18 protein-coding genes and 1 other annotated feature (1 of these 19 cut by a window edge) are annotated in these 18981 nt (G+C 30.8%); of the genes, 11 read left to right on the forward strand and 7 right to left on the reverse strand.

The window, feature by feature from the left end; genetic code table 11:
• Nucleotides 1-21: 21 nt before the first annotated feature.
• Both KTC94_RS01975 and KTC94_RS01980 read right to left on the reverse strand, forming a co-directional pair.
• Nucleotides 22-447, reverse strand: a complete 426-nt coding sequence (locus KTC94_RS01975; protein ID WP_220319541.1) for a threonine/serine exporter family protein — start codon at nucleotides 445-447, stop codon at nucleotides 22-24.
• The gene (locus KTC94_RS01980; RefSeq protein ID WP_216302796.1) at nucleotides 444-1217 is read right to left on the reverse strand and encodes a threonine/serine exporter family protein; all 774 of its coding nucleotides are present in this window, start codon (nucleotides 1215-1217) and stop codon (nucleotides 444-446) included. The genes KTC94_RS01975 and KTC94_RS01980 overlap by 4 nt, the downstream gene beginning before the upstream one ends.
• 418 nt (nucleotides 1218-1635) lie before the next feature.
• On the opposite strand from KTC94_RS01980, the gene glyA reads away from it, so the two are divergent.
• Nucleotides 1636-2865: a serine hydroxymethyltransferase gene (gene glyA, locus KTC94_RS01985; RefSeq protein ID WP_216302797.1), complete on the forward strand. Its 1230-nt coding sequence runs from the start codon at nucleotides 1636-1638 to the stop codon at nucleotides 2863-2865.
• A 139-nt stretch (nucleotides 2866-3004) separates the two neighbouring features.
• Here glyA and KTC94_RS01990 read toward each other — a convergent pair whose 3' ends face one another.
• Nucleotides 3005-4300, reverse strand: a complete 1296-nt coding sequence (locus KTC94_RS01990) for a TMEM198/TM7SF3 family protein (RefSeq protein WP_216302798.1) — start codon at nucleotides 4298-4300, stop codon at nucleotides 3005-3007.
• Nucleotides 4301-4656: 356 nt separating this feature from the next.
• Entirely contained in the window at nucleotides 4657-6090 is a 1434-nt protein-coding gene (locus tag KTC94_RS01995; RefSeq protein WP_258280699.1) for a DDE-type integrase/transposase/recombinase, read from the reverse strand.
• A 174-nt stretch (nucleotides 6091-6264) separates the two neighbouring features.
• Here KTC94_RS01995 and KTC94_RS02000 point away from each other — a divergent pair, with 174 nt between their 5' ends.
• From KTC94_RS02000 to KTC94_RS02010, 3 genes are all read left to right on the forward strand, one after another.
• Nucleotides 6265-6666, forward strand: coding sequence for a hypothetical protein (locus KTC94_RS02000; protein WP_216302799.1), 402 nt, complete (start codon nucleotides 6265-6267; stop codon nucleotides 6664-6666).
• A 199-nt stretch (nucleotides 6667-6865) separates the two neighbouring features.
• Nucleotides 6866-7630, forward strand: coding sequence for a histidinol phosphate phosphatase (locus KTC94_RS02005; RefSeq protein WP_220286575.1), 765 nt, complete (start codon nucleotides 6866-6868; stop codon nucleotides 7628-7630).
• A 98-nt stretch (nucleotides 7631-7728) separates the two neighbouring features.
• Nucleotides 7729-8637, forward strand: a complete 909-nt coding sequence (locus tag KTC94_RS02010; protein WP_216302801.1) for an AEC family transporter — start codon at nucleotides 7729-7731, stop codon at nucleotides 8635-8637.
• Nucleotides 8638-8755: 118 nt separating this feature from the next.
• On the opposite strand, the gene KTC94_RS02015 is transcribed toward KTC94_RS02010, so the two are convergent.
• Both KTC94_RS02015 and hisS read right to left on the reverse strand, forming a co-directional pair.
• Entirely contained in the window at nucleotides 8756-10105 is a 1350-nt protein-coding gene (locus KTC94_RS02015) for an aminotransferase class V-fold PLP-dependent enzyme (RefSeq protein WP_165412754.1), read from the reverse strand.
• A gap of 187 nt (nucleotides 10106-10292) precedes the next feature.
• The gene (gene hisS, locus KTC94_RS02020; protein ID WP_220320208.1) at nucleotides 10293-11609 is read right to left on the reverse strand and encodes a histidine--tRNA ligase; all 1317 of its coding nucleotides are present in this window, start codon (nucleotides 11607-11609) and stop codon (nucleotides 10293-10295) included.
• 340 nt (nucleotides 11610-11949) lie between these two features.
• Between hisS and KTC94_RS02025 the strand changes: the two genes are divergently transcribed.
• From KTC94_RS02025 to nifU (KTC94_RS02045), 5 genes are all read left to right on the forward strand, one after another.
• A complete protein-coding gene (locus tag KTC94_RS02025; RefSeq protein WP_165412752.1) occupies nucleotides 11950-12390 on the forward strand; it encodes an Rrf2 family transcriptional regulator in 441 nt (146 codons plus the stop codon).
• Nucleotides 12383-13567, forward strand: a complete 1185-nt coding sequence (gene nifS, locus KTC94_RS02030) for a cysteine desulfurase NifS (RefSeq protein ID WP_216302804.1) — start codon at nucleotides 12383-12385, stop codon at nucleotides 13565-13567. The genes KTC94_RS02025 and nifS overlap by 8 nt, the downstream gene beginning before the upstream one ends.
• Before the next feature lies 1 nt (nucleotide 13568).
• On the forward strand, nucleotides 13569-13997 hold the full coding sequence (gene nifU, locus KTC94_RS02035) for a Fe-S cluster assembly scaffold protein NifU (protein WP_165412750.1): 429 nt from the start codon (nucleotides 13569-13571) through the stop codon (nucleotides 13995-13997).
• Nucleotides 13998-14007: 10 nt separating this feature from the next.
• On the forward strand, nucleotides 14008-15084 hold the full coding sequence (gene mnmA / locus KTC94_RS02040; protein WP_165412749.1) for a tRNA 2-thiouridine(34) synthase MnmA: 1077 nt from the start codon (nucleotides 14008-14010) through the stop codon (nucleotides 15082-15084).
• A gap of 165 nt (nucleotides 15085-15249) precedes the next feature.
• Nucleotides 15250-15645 carry a Fe-S cluster assembly scaffold protein NifU gene (gene nifU / locus KTC94_RS02045; RefSeq protein ID WP_187351419.1) on the forward strand — a complete coding sequence of 132 codons (396 nt, stop codon included), beginning with the start codon at nucleotides 15250-15252 and terminating at the stop codon, nucleotides 15643-15645.
• Nucleotides 15646-15718: 73 nt separating this feature from the next.
• Here nifU (KTC94_RS02045) and nagZ read toward each other — a convergent pair whose 3' ends face one another.
• Nucleotides 15719-16939 (reverse strand): beta-N-acetylhexosaminidase, encoded by a 1221-nt coding sequence (gene nagZ / locus KTC94_RS02050; protein ID WP_165412747.1) that lies wholly within the window; start codon nucleotides 16937-16939, stop codon nucleotides 15719-15721.
• Nucleotides 16940-17192: 253 nt separating this feature from the next.
• On the opposite strand from nagZ, the gene KTC94_RS02055 reads away from it, so the two are divergent.
• Both KTC94_RS02055 and KTC94_RS02060 read left to right on the forward strand, forming a co-directional pair.
• The gene (locus tag KTC94_RS02055; protein ID WP_165412746.1) at nucleotides 17193-17699 is read left to right on the forward strand and encodes a PRC-barrel domain-containing protein; all 507 of its coding nucleotides are present in this window, start codon (nucleotides 17193-17195) and stop codon (nucleotides 17697-17699) included.
• On the forward strand, nucleotides 17686-18714 hold the full coding sequence (locus KTC94_RS02060; RefSeq protein ID WP_220320207.1) for an AI-2E family transporter: 1029 nt from the start codon (nucleotides 17686-17688) through the stop codon (nucleotides 18712-18714). Before KTC94_RS02055 ends, KTC94_RS02060 begins: the two co-directional genes overlap by 14 nt.
• An 80-nt stretch (nucleotides 18715-18794) precedes the next feature.
• Nucleotides 18795-18981, forward strand: a binding site (T-box leader) (it continues 7 nt past the right edge of the window).

Consider the following 18981-nt stretch of genomic DNA (forward strand, 5'->3'; position numbering starts at 1 on the left):
AGTAAAATTTGATACTAAATTTTACTTCTTTATTTTTTTGAAAATTGAACTTATGGAGGATACGAATACAATTCCAATTGCAATTGAAATTGCGCTAAATAAAGTTTCAGCACCTTTGGATAGAGCAGCATTAAAATTACCCTTTACGGCCTCAAGAGTAGAATAATACATTCCACCACCGGGTACAAGTGGTATAATTGCGCAGATTACAAATATAGTCACAGGATTTTTATATATTCTTGCCATTAATTCTGAGTAAATACTTCCAACCATGGAGGCAAAGAATAATGAGAAAACTATGGAAGCTTGTAGTCTTGAGGCAAGAAGATAGGTGAACCAGCTTATGCCTCCACCAAGGGCGGCGATTACTAAGTTTTTACCTCTAATATTAAATAGTATTCCAAAACTAAGAGAACTTAAAAAAGCATAAAAAGAATTAACAATCATATAAGAGTACCTCCAAATAATAAGAACCATGTTTTGAAAACTATACTTGTGCCTGCAGCTATAGCAATGGCTATAAATAAAGCTTCTATTGTCCTAGAGATACCAGAAACTAAATCACCAGCAATAGTATCCCTTATTGCATTTGTTATGGCAATGCCAGGTGCTAGTATCATTATAGATCCTATTATTATAGTATCCATATTACCTACTAGACATAAAGACTTGGCTAAGAGGGCTATGAATGCAGCCAAAGAACCACCAAGCATGTATTTTAGAAAGCTATTTACATCTAATTTTTCTAAAAATAAACTTAAACAATTTATAAGTGCCCCAATTATAAGGGCTACAAAAAAGTCCTTATAATTTCCACCAAAAAGTAAAGTAAAAAATCCTGCGCAGATAGCAGAAAAAAATGTGGTGGTCTTCGGAGAATAAGGTGGTAAATTATTTATATAATCAATTTTTTTTCTTATATCACTCATAGACAATGGATTAGAAACTAATTCTCTAGATAGATTGTTAATCATGGCAACCTTACCAAGGTTAACTGTTCTAACATTTATTCTTCTAATTAATGATATAGTTTTATTTTCACTATTGGTTATGGAAACCATAATACCAGTAGGGGTAACAAAACTTTCAGTGATTGGTATGCCATAGGATTTACATATCATAGTGATTGTTTGCTCGACCCTGTAGGTTTCTCCACCATTTTCTAATATGATTTTACCAGCTTCAGTAGCTACATGAATGATATCATCAATATGCATGTTATCTCCTTTCAATATAAAATTAGTTTTTGTAGACTATTATAAGGCTTAAATATTTAATTTTGTATTGCATATAATAAAATTTCTACACTATTATATACCATAAATCTATTAAATAATTATTAGTTGAAAAATTATTATTATTTATTAGCAGTTGTAGTAGGGAAATTGATACGTATACATAAACGTGTATAATATGACCATGGAATTAGAAGTGTGAAAATCCTATAATAATTATAGTTATTAAAAAAATTAGAAGATTTTCATATTCTTGTTGATAAATATGCCATTAACTTTTATAATATAAGTATAATACATATTTATATAATTTTAGAGTATTATTCTTATTTATTTTAAATTATTAATGAAACCGGTTTAGTGAATTGTTTAATCTAAAAGATGAGAGGAAGGATATGACATGACGGAATATTTAAAAAACAATGATTTGAAGGTTTACGATATTATTAAAGAGGAAAATGCGAGGCAAGAGGATCATATTGAACTAATAGCTTCTGAAAATGTTGTTAGCAGAGCTGTACTTGAAGCAAATGGTTCTATATTAACTAATAAATATGCAGAGGGATATCCTGCTAAAAGATATTATGGTGGTTGTGAAGTAGTTGATAAAATAGAAAATTTAGCTCGTGATAGAATGAAGGAACTTTTTGGAGCAGAACATGCTAACGTGCAACCTCATTCAGGTTCTCAAGCTAACATGGCTGTATATTTTTCAGTGCTTAAGCCAGGAGATACAGTATTAGGGATGAATTTGAGTCATGGTGGACACTTAACTCATGGTAGTTTAGTAAATTTTTCAGGGATTTTATATAACTTCGTTCCTTACGGTGTTAATTTAGAAACAGAAACTATAGATTATGAAAAAGTGAGAGCTTTAGCTAAAGAGCATAACCCTAAAATGATAGTTATTGGGGCGTCTGCTTACCCAAGAGCTATAGATTTTGCAGCATTTAGAGAAATTTGCGATGAAGTAAACGCATATATGTTTGTTGATATGGCTCATATAGCAGGACTTGTTGCAACAGGAGCACATGAGTCTCCAGTGCCATATGCTGATTTTGTTACTACTACAACACATAAAACACTAAGAGGACCTAGAGGTGGAGCAATTTTATGTAAAGAAAAATATGCAAAACAAGTAGACAAGTCTATTTTCCCAGGAATGCAAGGTGGACCATTAATGCATACTATTGCAGCTAAAGCTGTTTGCTTTGGAGAAGCTCTTAAACCAGAATTCAAAGTTTACATTGACCAAGTAGTTAAAAATGCAAAGGTATTGGGAGAAGAACTTTTAAAATATGGATTTAAATTAGTATCTGGAGGTACAGATAACCATCTTTTACTTATTGAATTAACAAACAAAGATATTACTGGAAAAGCAGCTGAAAAGTTATTAGATATTGTAGGTATTACTGTAAATAAAAATACTGTACCAAATGAAACTTTAAGTCCATTTGTTACAAGCGGCATAAGAATTGGTACGCCTGCTGTAACTACAAGAGGATTTAAAGAAGAAGAAATGAAAAAAATAGCTGAACTTATAAATGAAACTCTAGAAAATAGAGAAGGAAACTTAGAACCAATTAGAGAAAAAGTAGTACAATTATGTAGCAAATTCCCGTTATACTAGGGGAATAGAAACATAATATTTGTGTGTAGAGAAGGGCATCTGCTTATTGGCAGGTGCCCTTTATTAAAATATGGCAGTAGAAATATTAACTCCATTATACATTACTATTGATTACTTTTATATTTTAGTTTCTGTGATTTTACACATTTATATCTTGGGTTTCAGCGTCGTTCACAGCAGTATCGTTAACTATTAATACTGATTCACAACTATTACAGATTTCAGAAGTCTCACTATTAAGTGCGGTGCAATTTGGGCATCTTATCATGATTTTAATTCCGTTTGCAGATTGAGGTGATGTGTTAGTATTATGGTTAGTGTGATTTCGCTTTTGAAATAAATTTTGTAGTTTATTCTTTAATAAAATCCCCTCGTCTGATTTTAAAAGGTGCTTTATTGATTCAAATGCAATATATCCTATAATTGCCGTGTCTATTAATTCATAAGGAGTACTATATTTGGAATGCTGTATTTTTGGCAAAGAGCTAGCTAACATGATTAATTTCGAGATAGTAATAACTACAAATGATAGAGAAAGAGCAATGTACTTTTTATTTATAAAGCACAAGGCACCTACAAGCAATAATATTGTTACGCTACTGTTAATCCATATAAAGTCAGTGAAAATGGATATTGCAATGGATATAAAACTTACAAAATATAAAATGAAATCTATAAATGGCATAATAGTTTTTAAGACTTTAAAGGAATAAAGCACTTCAAGAAGATTTTGACAAACTTCATCAAAAGTTACCCCAGTTGCTTCTTTTGCCACAAGGGAATTATCCATTTCTATTATGTTTTTTATATTCGAAGAGAAAGTATTTCCTAGTGGAAGACTTTTAGGCTGCGATGAGTTAATTTTTGAGAAGCATGAATTTGAATTAGTCGCGTTTTTGTGTAAAGTTAATTGTACCAATACTCCAACTATAGAAATGGCTACACTAAGAAGTATATTAGCTAAATCACTATCTGCTTTAAGTATTATAAGTAAACTCATGCCAGCCGCGAAGCCACCTGAAACACTGGTGGAGAGAATAATTACAGTTTTTACAAAAAATATACTTAAAATACCTACCACTAATGATGTAAATATTGATAATGCAATACTTTGTGTCAGCATATAAGCTAATAAAAATCCCATAAGACCACAAAGAGTAAAAACTCCTACATTATATATCTTTAATGATATAAAAGCTCCTCCTATAGCGAATAGCAATCCGAAAAATATCCCCGCTCCTAAGCTTCCTATAATAAATACGCTGACTAATCCCCCTAGCATACCAAATATTAAAAATCCAAAAACAGCAATCCAAAATTTTAATATCTTATACCCTAGGAAACATTGTAAAATTCCAAAAATAAATAATGTGATAGCAATAAGTTTAATAGATTGGCCAGACGTAGAGCTAAATTGATCTAAAATTTCAATCATTTACATGATCCTCCCATTATAATTTTATTGTTCCTGCAAATGAAATTATAACATATATTTACAAATTATAAAATATTTTACTGAAATATATAATTAAGAATATGGGCATCTTAATATATAGATAGTGTTAACTAATCTATGAAAAAACAAGATTAAAAATTTTGGAATTTAAATTGCACCTTGAAAAGTGAAAATATACCTTAAAGGAATGAAATATTAGTTTTGTCTTCATCAAAACCTTGTAATTTTTTTGGTAAATAAAAAAAGTCAGCAAAAATATACCTAATCAGATTGTTCCTTTTTTACGGAACCCTGCCGGGTAAGAAAATTCAAACTATATTAAAAGGTAAATTCACTTATACAACCTGTTTTTCTATTATAAGTTGCTGTGAAAGTTCGATTAACTTTTGCCATTTTGCTGGCATAGTAGAAATCTTTTCAAGTTCAGGGATTGAGTTCAATGGTCCCCAATAAGCGTAGCTATGTGGGCGGAGAAAGTTGTAATATGCTACAAACAACGCCAAGTGCGTGTTGGAACCTTCTTCACTACCAAAGCCATTTGTAACCCTATAGGAAAATTTAAATGTTCTGTTGAGACGCTCTATTATTTGTTTAAGCCAACGATATTCGGTTGAAATAGGATCAGAGTTAGTAAGACCAATTACTTGGATTACATCGAAGTCCATGCCGTTAAGTTTAAACTGTTGCTCAGCAAGCTTATATGCAGTATAGCCATCAGCAACGAATTTAAGTGACTTGCCGGGAAACTCTTTGAACTTATCGAAAGCCATACGCATAGTCAAAATGCAAGGGCCAGTATCACGGCTAAAAGACGCTTGGTATCCTAAAATTGATTTCTTGATAGCGTCCATAACAAGCCAAACATATTGATGGACTCCTTTGACTTTAGTATAAGTTTCATCAGCAGCGAGGTAATCAGTAGGCTTATAGTCATAATTATCGACAAAGGGTTTAACTAAAGCGGCAGCTGTGACGGCGTATCTGCTAACCATGACATGAGATATTTTAACTCCATGTATTTCCCAAAGAGCAAGCGCCGTACGGCGTGTAGATAATCCTAAATTAATGTTATATGTTAGACATAGGCCCATTACATGAGACGAAAAATTTCTGAAATTTAGGCTAGTAGCACCTTTTGGCATAGAAGATAAATCTACATCAAAATAATTCGTTGTAAACTCACGATAAATGTAATGCAGTTTAAATCTGTGCTTATCTTTCTTGTATTCTTTAATATCTTCAAGAGAAAGCCTTGAAAGAGAATTCAGGTAATAATTACATTTTTTATTAACACATTTATGGATATAAAAGTTTTTACGGTCCTTCTTCTTACTTAAAGAGTGTCCACAAAATGGGCAAAGGAAGCTCTCAGTTTTAAAATTAACCTTATTTTTGTTGAAATGCAGATCACAAACTTTGCACCAAAGCTGCCCACGGCCTCCAGCGTTATCGTAGATATAGATGTGCGGAGCGCCACATTGAGGGCAGATGGTCTCTGGGGATACTGGATATTTACCACGAGAATTGACAGGTTTTTTATCCTTACCATGAGAGGTTTTATACTCATCTAATAGTTGATTATAATTAAGCTTTTCAAAAGTTTTGATAGTAGGCAATTTGTCTACAGTAAGTTTTTTATATTTAGGACTTGTCATATCGTATTTTGGAACTTTTAGCGGTATATTTTTAGCAATAAAAATAAGTAATTGTTTAATTTGAGAAAGTAATACTTGATTATAGGTAACTAACATTGATATAATTGTACTCACAATGACACCTTCCTTTTGGTATTTTGTTGAGTTCAGATACAACAATTATATCAAATAGAAGGGGTCATTGTTTTTTTATTTTAAAAACAACTTAAATCCTTGCAAATGCAAGGATTTATATAAAAAAAGTAAAGATAGTGTTTACACTATCAATATATAAGAAGAGGTGGAGTTATGAAAATTAAGATAGCATGTGTTTTATTAATAGGTATGTGTATGATAGGGTGCAATCGTACTACTGAGGTAGCAACAATGGTAGAAGATTTAAATATGTCACAAAAACAATCTGTAATATCTCAAAGTCAATTAAAAATTATAAGTGAGGTATCAGTTGTTAAGCGTGGAGAAACAGGTGTTATAACAATACAAGGAACACCGAATACATTATACAACATAAAGACTTCTTATAAATTAGCAAATAAAACAGTCTCTGTCATTCAATGGCGTACTACTGATGGTACAGGGGTTACTACATTTGATTGGGTTGTTAGCATGGGAACTATGGCTGGAACATATGATGCCACAATCTCTGGTGGAGGAGATACATTAAAAACGAATCATAGAGTTAAAGGGTAAAGTTTTTATTGTAGATTATTAAAATTTAAATAGTCATAAGAAGACGAAGGGATTACATTTTATAATCCCTTTTTTTAGTGCATAATCTCAGGAGATGATTTAACTGAAAATTATATATTTATAAACTATGATATAATTAAATAGATAAAAGTAAATAATAGCTTTTACATTATATATAGGAATACTAGGAGGATGGCTTATGATTGACTCACATATACATACAGAATTTTCTTCAGACTCCCAAATGAAGATTCAGGATGCTCTAGAGCATTCGAGGAAAAATGGAATAGGAATGACTATTACAGAGCATCTAGATTTGAAATTTCCAACAGGAACAGGTTTTGTTTTTGATATAAATAAATATCTTAATGATTATGAAAAGTATAGAAGTAGCAAGTTTATGCTTGGGATTGAAATAGGTATGCAACTAATCTGCCTAGAGGAAAATAGAGAAATAGCTCGTAAATATCCTTTTGACTATATAATTGGATCTATACATGTAGCCAAAGGAGAAGATGTTTTCAATCCGAAATTTTATGAAGGTAAAACTAAAAAAGAAGCTTTTGAGCAATATTTTTCAAGTATGATTGATTGCATAAAACAGTACGACTTTATTGATAGTTTAGGACATATTGACTATATATCTAGATATGCCACTTTCAATGATAAGGAAATACATTATCATGAATTTAATCAATATATAAATGACGTTTTAAAAGCTATAGTAAATAATGGAAAAATAATGGAAATCAATACTAGAAGATTAGGAAATAAGGAAGCATATATTAATTTGCTTAATATTTATAAAGCATACAACCAAATAGGAGGAAAATATGTAACCATAGGATCAGATGCTCATCATGCAGAGGATATTGGGAAAAGATTCTTAGAAGCTACTAGGATATGCGAGATATGTAACCTCAAGCCGGTGTATTTTAAAAAAAGAAAAATGGAATACATTTAAATGCGAAAAAGTATAATTTTAATGAATAGTTGATAAGTGTCCCCCTTTATTTGGTTAATAGTAAATTACTGATATGTTTTGAACTAAGGAGGACAAAAATGAAAAATAGCCAATTAATTAATCAAGTTATCGCATTGTTCTTTGTTATGGCGGTAGGTTTTTATGCTAAGAAAAAGAAGTTTCTTAATAAGGCAGTTGATAAAGGTCTATCGGAATTATTATTGAATATAACTTTGCCATTTATGATAGTTACATCATTTAATATTAAATATGAAGCAGAGATGGTTAATAATGCCCAAAAGATTTTAATATATTCTTTTTTAATACACATAAGTTTAATATTTATTAGTAAGATATTTTTCGTTAAGCTTCCTAAAAACAAACAGCAAGTATTTAGGTTCATAACAATTTTTTCTAATACGGGGTTTATGGGTTATCCAGTGCTTGAAAGCATTTATGGAGGAAAGGGCATTTTTTATGCAGCAATTTTCAATATTGCATTTAACATTTTAGTGTGGACAGTAGGGATAACGCTATACACTGGCGAAAAAGATTTTAAATCAATGAGGAAAGAAGTGGTAAATCCAGCGCTTATAGCAGTAATTATTGGCATAATTTTATTCGCTTTTTCAATAAGATTACCTGTGCCTATTGAAGCTTCGCTAAAACTAGTTGGAGTTACCACAACACCAATATCTATGATAATTATTGGCTCAATGCTTGCGGAAATGCAATTTAAGAATATCTTTTCTGATTTTTCTATATACTATGCTACAGTAGTTAGACTTTTAATAGTTCCAATGATCGTTTACGTAGTGTTAAAATTTTCAAAGGTAGATGAATTGTTACTTAACATATGTGTTATACTGCAAGCAATGCCGGCAGCGGTAATAACTGGAATAATGGCTGAAAAATACGGTGGAGATGGGTTGCTAGCATCACAGTGCGTATTTATAACTACAATAATTTCTGGGATAACTATACCTATAGTAATATTATTTTTATAGGGTAAATAAAAACAAAATTAAGAAGAGACAAGCTCCGCATAATGAGACTTGTCTTTTTGTAATTTCAGATAAAAACCAAAGTATATTATTTTTAATTACCGGTAAATGAGTTTAGAAGTTATACATCAAAAAGGGTTTTTTTCATATTTTCATATTTGGTAACATAAAAATTTTTGTTTAATGAAATTTTCTTTAGAGCATAAGCTAGGGTATCAATTTCTGAGTAAGTGTTATACAGTCCAAAACTGATTCTAACCATTCCAGGACGGCATAAATCAGGATTTGTTATGAGATTAAGTGTAAACTCATTAGAAATATTCAATAGCTTAGCAAGGTATGGCTGAGCACAAAAACACCCACTTCTCACTGAAATACCCCATTCATAGGAAAGTATTTTTGCAACTAAGGCGTGGTGAATTCCGCAAATATTAAAGGGGATTATGCTAACCCGGTCAACTCCTTTAGAAGTATCACAATAGATTTTTAAGTTTGGAATATTTTTCATTTTCAAAATAGCGTATGCGGTCAATTTTTTTTCAATACATTCCACGTTGTCCATACCAATTTTATTCAATGTTTTAATGGCAGATGCTAGAGCTATAGATCCTATAACATTGGGGGAACCAGCCTCATGCCTTTGAGGAGAGTCATCCCATTTTATAAAATCATGAGTAACAATATCTACTGTGCCACCGCCTACTAAATCGGGCTCACATTTATCTAAGAAATTTTTAGGACCGATTAATACACCGGTGCCAAAAGGGGCATACATTTTATGAGCAGAGAATATTAAAAAATCTATATTATATTCTGAATTCTTATTACTCATAATAAAAGGAGCGTGGGGTATTAATTGTGCACCGTCCACAAGTAGTTTTGAACCAAATTTATGAACTAATTTAGCGATAGCATAAATAGGGTTTTTATATCCAGTTACATTTGAAGCACCTGTAATTGTAACTAATTTTATATGATTATTATATTTATTTAACTTAGATTCTAAATCATCTAAGGACAAGCGACCATCCGCATCTACGGATATATAATCGATAATAAATTTATCTCTCCAAGGTAGGTCGTTTGAGTGATGCTCCATATCCGTTGTTAGAATAACATTTTTTTCATATGGATCGTATAATAGGGTGGAAAGCTTGTTAAAGGCTTCTGTGGAATTTTTAACATAAATGACTGTATTATTAAAATCAGCATTAACAAATTTGCTGACGATATTTCTAGAATCGTCATATAATCTAGTAGTTAGTTGAGACTTATACCCTTCACCACGGTGAATGGAGGAATACCACGGAGCAAAATCAATAATATCTTCCATGACAGATTTAAAGGGAGGTGTAGTTGCTGCATTATCAAAATTAATTGCAGTAACATTTTTTCCGGATATAAGGGGTACCTTTTTGTTTATGCCAAGTATCAAACCCCTGTAGCTTGGACTATTATCTTTACTAGACATATAATCCTCCTCGTAAAATTATTTACAGTATATAGTATTAGTCTTACGAAGAAAAGGTGACTAAAAAAAGAGAAAACTTCAGGAGGAGCTATTGCAGCTTTGTAGGTAATGATTTAAAGTCTACGATCGTTTCATAAAAAAAGTAATATATTTTGCGAAAATATATTACTTTTTGTGAGTTAATGATTTATATATTAACTATTTTATGAGCACCATCAAAATCAGAAGTTATTTGCTCACCAGTGAGCATATTCTTTATAGTAACAGTTTTATTTTGAGCTTCCGTTTCACCGATTAAAAGTACAAAAGGGATGTTTAGTTTATTTGCATAACCAAGCTTCTTTACAAGTTTAGTATCCTCAAGGTATATTTCTGTGATTACGCCCTTATCTCTTAACGCATTTGCAAGAGAAATTCCATAATCAATATTATTATCTAATGGTATTACTAGTGCTTTTGTTATTGAAGAGGTAGTGCTATTTTTAAAGAATCCAACTTCATTTAATTGATAAAATAATCTAGTAAGACCAATTGATATCCCTACTCCTGGTAGTTTTTGTTTTGTATAATACCCTGCTAAATCATCATAGCGTCCACCTGAGCATACAGATCCTATAGAAGGGTATTCGTTTAAAAATGTTTCATAAACAGTGCCTGTGTAATAATCGAGGCCTCTGGATATTTTTAAATCTATTTTAAAATTATCATCAGGAACTCCAAATAATTTAATGTATTTAGTAACTGTTGAAAGTTCACATACACCGTCTTTAAAGTTTGAATTAGAAATGTTTAAATTCTTTAATAATAATAAAATATCATCGTTGCTTCCACTGATATTAATGAATTCAAGAATTTTTTCTACGACTTCTTTACTTAAACCACTATTTAAGAGTTCCTCGGTTGCGGTTGTTACTCCAATTTTATCTATTTTATCAATAGTCTTTAAAACCTCAGATTTATCTTGGATTTCTAAAGATTCAAAAAAACCATTTAATAACTTTCTATTGTTTATTTTTATTGTGAAACTCTTAAATCCAAGATTGTTGAATATTGAATAAATAATGCTAGGTATTTCAGCATCATTCAAAATACTTAAACTGTTGCTTCCAACAATATCAATATCGCATTGGTAAAATTCACGGAAACGTCCTTTTTGATTTCTCTCTCCTCTATATACCTTACCGATTTGGTATCTTCTAAATGGGAAAGTTAAAGAACTAAAATTTTGAGCCACATATCTCGCGAGTGGCACTGTTAAATCAAATCTAAGGGATAAATCATTACTACCCTTTAAAAATCTATAAATTTGTTTTTCGGTTTCTCCGCCTCCCTTTGCTAGGAGTATTTCTGATTTCTCTATTACTGGTGTGTCTATGGGCATAAACCCAAAGCTCTCATATGTTTCCCTTATTGTATCTGCTAATTTGTTGAATTGAATTTGATCTGCTGGCAGTAACTCCATGAAGCCAGGTAAAATTGATGGTTTTACAATTTCATTTTTCATTTTTAATACCTCCTATAAAAATATAAAAAACCCCACGCAAGTGATGTACCTACGTGGGTGATATTCTTCCAAAGCTTTTTTTAAATTATACTATATATAATTAAATACTTCAAGGATGAATATGAACTTTTTTAGTTATAAGATTAAATACGTCTCATAATATATAAATTTGAGCATTATGGATATATATATGGATTATTAATGAATAATTCAATGATTTAGCTTATAAATAGGAATAATAATGAAAAATTGAGTTATTTATAGTTGACAACATTACTAGGATTTGATATTATTATTTTAGAAAGTATAGCAAAACACTCTACTTTGAAGGAGTGATTAAATGAAATTATCTACTAAGGGAAGATATGGGGTTAAAGCCATGGTGGATTTATCAATAAATTATGGAGAACAACCTGTATCTATAAAAAGCATATCAGAAAGACAAAATATTTCTGAATATTATTTAGAACAATTATTTTCATCACTAAGGCGCGCTAAACTTATTAAAAGTATAAGGGGAGCTCAGGGTGGATACATACTAAATAGAAAACCAGAGGAAATAACTATACAAGACGTCCTTGATGTACTTGAAGGTCCAATTGAGGTGTCAAATTGTTTAGAAGACGGAGCATGCAATAATATTGATTGTTGTGCTACTAGATTATTATGGAAGAAATTAAAAAATAGTATAGATAGTGTAACGTCATCAATAACTTTAAAAGATATTGTAGATGATTACAATGAAATTACATTAATTAAAGGAGTGAAAGATAATGAATAAATCAATTTACATGGACCACGCTGCAACCACTTATACTAAACCAGAAGTTTTGGACGCGATGATTCCTTATTTTACAAAATACTTTGGAAATCCTTCATCAATTTACTCTTTGTCAAGAGAAACTAAAAAAGCTATTGATGTTGCAAGAGACAAGGTGGCAAAAGCGCTAAACGCCAGCGAAAATGAAATTTACTTTACTGGTGGAGGTTCTGAAGCAGATAACTGGGCAATAAAGGGGATAGCTTCTGCTTATAAGCAAAAGGGAAATCATATAATAACAACAACAATTGAACATCATGCAGTATTACATACTTGCGAATATTTAGCTAAGAATGGATTTGAAATTACATATTTACCAGTTGACGAATACGGATTTATTAGCATTAAAGATTTAGAAAATGCTATTACAGATAAAACTATTCTAGTATCTGTAATGTTCGCTAACAATGAAATTGGAACAATAGAACCAATAAAAGAAATAGGCGCATTATGTAGAAGTAAAAAAATACTTTTTCATACGGATGCAGTTCAAGCAGTAGGCCATATTCCAGTTGATGTAAAAGAAATGAATATAGATTTATTATCCCTTGCTGGTCATAAATTTTATGGACCTAAGGGCATAGGAGCTTTATATGTAAGAAAAGGAATTAAAATAGATAATTTAATACACGGTGGTGGACAAGAAAGAAATAGAAGAGCAGGTACTGAAAATGTAGCTAGCATAGTGGGAATTGGTAAAGCTCTTGAACTAGCTGTAGAAAACATGGTAGAAAATAATAAAAAGCTAGTGTATTTAAGAGATAAGCTTATGAATGGATTATTAGAAGTACCTTACACAAGATTAAATGGACCAATAGGAGCAAAAAGGCTCCCAGGTAATTCGAATATATGTTTTAGATTTATAGAAGGTGAATCTATATTATTGATGTTAGATGCAAAAGGCATTGCAGCGTCAAGTGGAAGCGCATGTACATCGGGTTCCTTAGACCCATCTCACGTGTTACTTGCAATAGGCCTTAAGCATGAGATAGCACATGGATCCTTAAGATTAACATTAGGTGATGCTACCACAGAGGAAGAAGTAGATTTTGCATTAGAAACAATACCAAAAATAATCCAAAGATTAAGAGATATGTCCCCGCTATGGGATGACTACTTAAAGAAAGGGGAAAATTAATATGATGTACAGTGAAAAAGTTATGGACCATTTTACTAACCCAAGAAATGTAGGAGAAATTCAAAATGCTAGTGGAATTGGTGAGGTTGGTAACGCTAGATGTGGAGATATTATGAAAGTTTATTTAAAAGTAGAAGAAAATATAGTAGTAGATGCAAAGTTTAAAACTTTTGGTTGTGGATCAGCTATAGCATCTTCAAGTATGGCAACAGAGCTTATTAAAGGTAAATCTGTAGATGATGCATGGACACTTACAAATTTAGCTGTGGCTGAAGCGTTAGATGGACTTCCAGCAATAAAAATGCATTGCTCAGTACTTGCTGAAGAAGCTATTCACAAAGCAATTAATGATTATAGAAGTAAGGCTGGACTTGAAGTATGGGATTTCGTAGAACATGACGATATACATGGTGAAGTACACGGAGAATAGGTGATATTAAATGAAGAAAAAAGTAGTTATCGGAATGAGTGGTGGAGTAGATAGTTCCGTAGCTGCATATCTTTTGAAAGAGCAAGGATATGAAGTTATAGGAATTATGATGAAGCTATCACCAGATAATCAGGATTATGAAGAAAATGAAGGCGGATGTTGTTCTATTTCTGCAGCAAATGACGCAAGGCGCGTTGCAGACGTACTAGATATACCCTTTTATGTTATGAATTTTAAGGATGTTTTTAAGACAAATGTTATTGATAACTTTATTGATGAATATATGGAAGGCAGAACGCCTAATCCATGTATTGTATGTAATAAGATGATTAAATTCGAAGAATTTTTAAGAAAAGCGAAGGCGCTTGGGGCTGATTATATAGCTACAGGTCACTATGCTAAAATTGAAAAACAAGACGATCGATATATTCTTAGAAAATCAGAAGATGATAGAAAAGATCAAACTTATGCATTGTATACATTAACTCAAGAGCAATTAAGTCACACTTTAATGCCCTGTGGAGATTATGCTAAACCAGAAATACGAAATATTGCAGAGCGAATTGGACTAGAGGTTTTTAAAAAAAGGGACAGCCAAGAAATTTGCTTTATACCTGATAATGACCATGGAGCTTATATTAAGAAGTATAGTGGTAGAGAAATAAAGCCAGGTAACTTTGTTAATAAGCAAGGGGAAATTATGGGAAGACACAAGGGAATAGTGTATTATACTATAGGACAGCGAAAAGGACTTGGGATAGCGGTAGGTAAGCCTGTTTTTGTTACTGACATTAACCCTCTAACTAATCAAGTAATAATAGGTGATGAGGAGGATATTTTTAAAACTGAGCTTATAGCAAAAGATTTAAATTTCATTCTCTTCGATAAGCTCACCTCAAATTTAAGAGTTTCGGCTAAGATTAGATATTCTGCAAAACCTCAATTAGCTAATTTAATTCCTTTGGAAAATAATAGAGTGAAGGTCGTTTTTGATGAGAAACAAAGAGCTATAACCAAAGGCCAATCAGTAGTTTTCTATTCAGAAAACTTAGTAGTTGGCGGAGGGATAATCGAGGAAATTTTATAGGTGTACTAATTTAGTTTATAATTTAGGCAGAGGGATATTTAGTTAAAAAACTAGGTATCCCTCTGTATTTATAGTGGATAATTGTAACTATTTTAAATAGTGAAATTTCAGCTTTGAAGGTGATAATTTTATTATTTTGTTTATAAAAGGAGGAGCAATATTATGATGTATAGTGATAAGGTTATGGAGCATTTTTATAGTCCAAGAAATATGGGTATATTAGGTGATGCTAACGGTATTGGAGAGGCAGGGGACCCTAATTGCGGGGATATAATGAAAATTTATATAAAGGTTGAGGATAATATAATAACTAGTGTTAAGTTTAAGGCTTTTGGGTGTGGCTCAGCTATTGCATCATCTAGCATTGCGACAGAGCTTATAAAGGGTAAAAACTTAGAGAAGGCATGGGAATTAACCAACAAGTCAGTTATTGAAGCTCTGGAAGGATTACCGGCTTTAAAACAACATTGCTCAGTGCTTGCAGAACAAACTATACATAATGCGATAAATAATTATAGAGAGTCATGCATGCTTGAGCCTTGGAAGAATGATTTAAAATAAATATATTTCAGCTACGCAGGAGATGATTTAATGAAACTTCATTGGTGTTAATCCCATGTAGTTTGATTTTGATTTACTCTTTCAATAAGTTTTCTATTTTATTGTTAATTTCATGAATGTTTATTGAACTTATTGCAGCGTTATTAATAATATATTTTTCTTTGAGTTTCAGTATTCTATATACACTCTCATTTAACCTATTTTCTGATATTACATTATTTTGTACTGCAGCTTTTAGTGAATTAATTACTTTTAGCTCGTTGTCATATTCATGGCATACTAAGATAATGTCACTTCCAGCATTAAATGATTTAACGGCAGCATCGCCAATGTCATTATATTTTGTAATGGCCGCCATGGTCATATCATCAGTAATGACTACACCGCTAAACTTTAAAGTTCCTCTTAATATATCGGTTATAATAACTTTTGACATACTCGCAGGATAAACAGAATCTATTTTATTAAGTAATATATGTGATACCATAATGGCATCCACATTATTCTTTATAGCTTCATTAAAAGGAGTCAGTTCGAAAGCATTAAGTTTTGTTAAATCCTTATTTACTACAGGCAGGCCTACATGGGAATCAACTGAAGTGTCCCCATGGCCAGGAAAGTGTTTTACCACAGGAATTATATTGTTATCTATCATACCTTCCATGGTTTTAATGCCTAGTTTATTAACAATATCAGTGGTACTCCCAAAAGCTCTGTCTCCTATTACAGGATTATTAGGGTTGCTATTTATATCGAGTACTGGAGCAAAATTCATATTAAATCCAAAGGTTTTAAGTTCTTCTGCAATAATTTTCCCAATGTTGTAACTTAAGGCACCATCGTTCTTTTCCCCTATAACTTGATTGGATGGAAGCTTTTTAATTTCATTTGGAATTCGTGATACCCGTCCACCTTCCTCATCTACAGAAATAAATAGAGGCGTTTTGTTTTGTGAATTAGTAGTTTTTAGTGAGTTAATCAGGCTAACTAATTGATTAGAAGTAGCTACATTATTTCTAAATAAAATAAATCCACCAACTTTATGGTCTTTAATCAAATTATTTATATTATTATTCATTGTATAACCATCAAGCCCAACAATTACTAACTGACCAATCTTGTCATCTAAACTCATAGCATCAATCTTGTTTTGAACTACATCAATATTTTCAGGCTTAGGATTAACAACCTCATCCTTAGAATTAATATTAGGGCTAAGGTTAGAATTTGAATTACTACAGCCAGATAAAAATAAACCACCAATTAACAATATACTTATAACTAATTTTTTCATTACAAAATTTCACCACTTTCTTTTAATAAAATTAATAGGGTAAAGAAGTCATTAAAGAGTAAAATTTTTATTAAAAATATTATTTAGAGCAAATATAAAAAATAGGGCTAACAGTAATTTAATATAAGAAATTGTAAAATTACAAAATATTAATCTTTAACATTATTTTTAGTATATGTAATAATTCTTAGATTATTTGGAGAATATAACTATAAATAAATAATAATTAAATTTTTTTCATTTAGGAGATAATATGTTTAAAAGCAGAGATTTTATATTTATGAATGTTGTTAGTATGGATGGCAAGAAAATTGGGTTTATCAGAGATTTGTTAATGGATTTTAATAAAGGAAAGGTAATCGGATTTGTAATATCTCCTTATAAACTTTTCCATAAAAATTTAAGTGTATTAAAAGAAGACATCATATATTTTAATAAGCATATGGTAGTTAAAAAAGTAGAGAAAAATAAATATCTATGTTTACATAGCTTTATTAATATGGATGTAATAGATAAATGTAGCAATGTATTTGGTATGGTGGAGGATATTACTTTTTCATGTGATACATTTGAAATAAAAGGAATTATAGTGTCTTCTGGATTTATTACAAATTTACTTAGAGGGAAAAGAATAATGCTAATAAATGAACTAATACTTGGAGAAGAAAATATTCTCTACATTCCCAATTTTGATGAATCATGTTTTAAAAGTATGCCACATAACTTCTTTGTGGAGGGAAAAGCCGATGAAAAAAATTAGCAAAAAGAAGTTAGCTATTACGATTCTCAGTATTATTATTTTTGTAGTTGTACTCTTTATGTTAATAAAAATCCCTATTGTTAAACAATTAATGAATTTAGTCTTTATTTCTTTCATTGTGGCATATATACTAAAACCATTATATATGCTTTTAATTAGAAAAGGAGTAAATAAAAAAGCTTCTGCTTGTTTAATAATAGTCGGTTTATTAAGTTTAGTATTATTAACGTTTATAGTGGTAATTCCATCAATATTTAGAGAAAGTTTAGACATAAATAAGGCAATAAATGATTTGCAAAAATATTTAATTAATGCAAATATGAAAATAAAAGTATTAAATAGAAGCAGAGTCATGAGTAGTATTATGACTACTATATACCAAAAATCAAATGCTCAAATACTTCTAATATTTGATAAAATATTAGATTCTATCATGGGCATCGGTGAGAATATATTAACTTACATGGTTTCGCCTTTAATAGTATATTACTTTTTATGCGATAGTGAAAACATGATAAATAAGGCATTGATAGTTTTTCCACCAGAGAGCAGAAATATAATAAAGAGAATCATAGCGGATATTGATAAAGTATTAGGAAGGTATATTATAAGTCAATTTATCTTATGTGGAATTATAACCATTGCTACATTTTTGATATTAATGTTTATGAAAGTTGATTTTCCTTTGATACTTTCATTGATAAATGGAATTTTTAATATAATACCTTACTTTGGACCTATATTTGGGGTAATACCTATCATTTTAATAGCTCTGCTTGACTCTCCAAAAATAGCTTTATATACAGCGTTGTGGCTATTTGCACTTCAACAAATCGAAGGAAGTATATTGTCACCAAAAATAATTGGAGATAGTATAAGTATGCACCCATTAACAGTAATATTATTGTTGGTTATAGGTGGGAAGGTTGGAGGGATTTTAGGTATGATACTAGCAGTGCCACTAGGAGTAGTGATAAAAGTTATATATGAGGACTTAAACTATTATCTATTCTAGGAATAAGCAATATATTTTTATTTATAATTTGCATATCTTGAAGTATTAAGGTAAAATGTACTATAGTATATATAAGTTAATATCAGGTAATGATAAGAATTAGTAAATATAGTTAGTCATTTAGAGAGGAAGTGGAGGGTGAAAACTTCTTGATAGCCATATTGAAGCTGTCTTTGAACCTTATTTTGTTGAGAGATATTGCAGTGTAATTAATTATTATTAATTATATAGTGATATAATTAGGGTGGTAACGCGGAAAACTTTCGT

Source organism: Clostridium sp. CM028 (genome assembly GCF_030585565.1).
GTDB classification, from domain to species: Bacteria; Bacillota; Clostridia; order Clostridiales; family Clostridiaceae; genus Clostridium_AD; species Clostridium_AD estertheticum_B.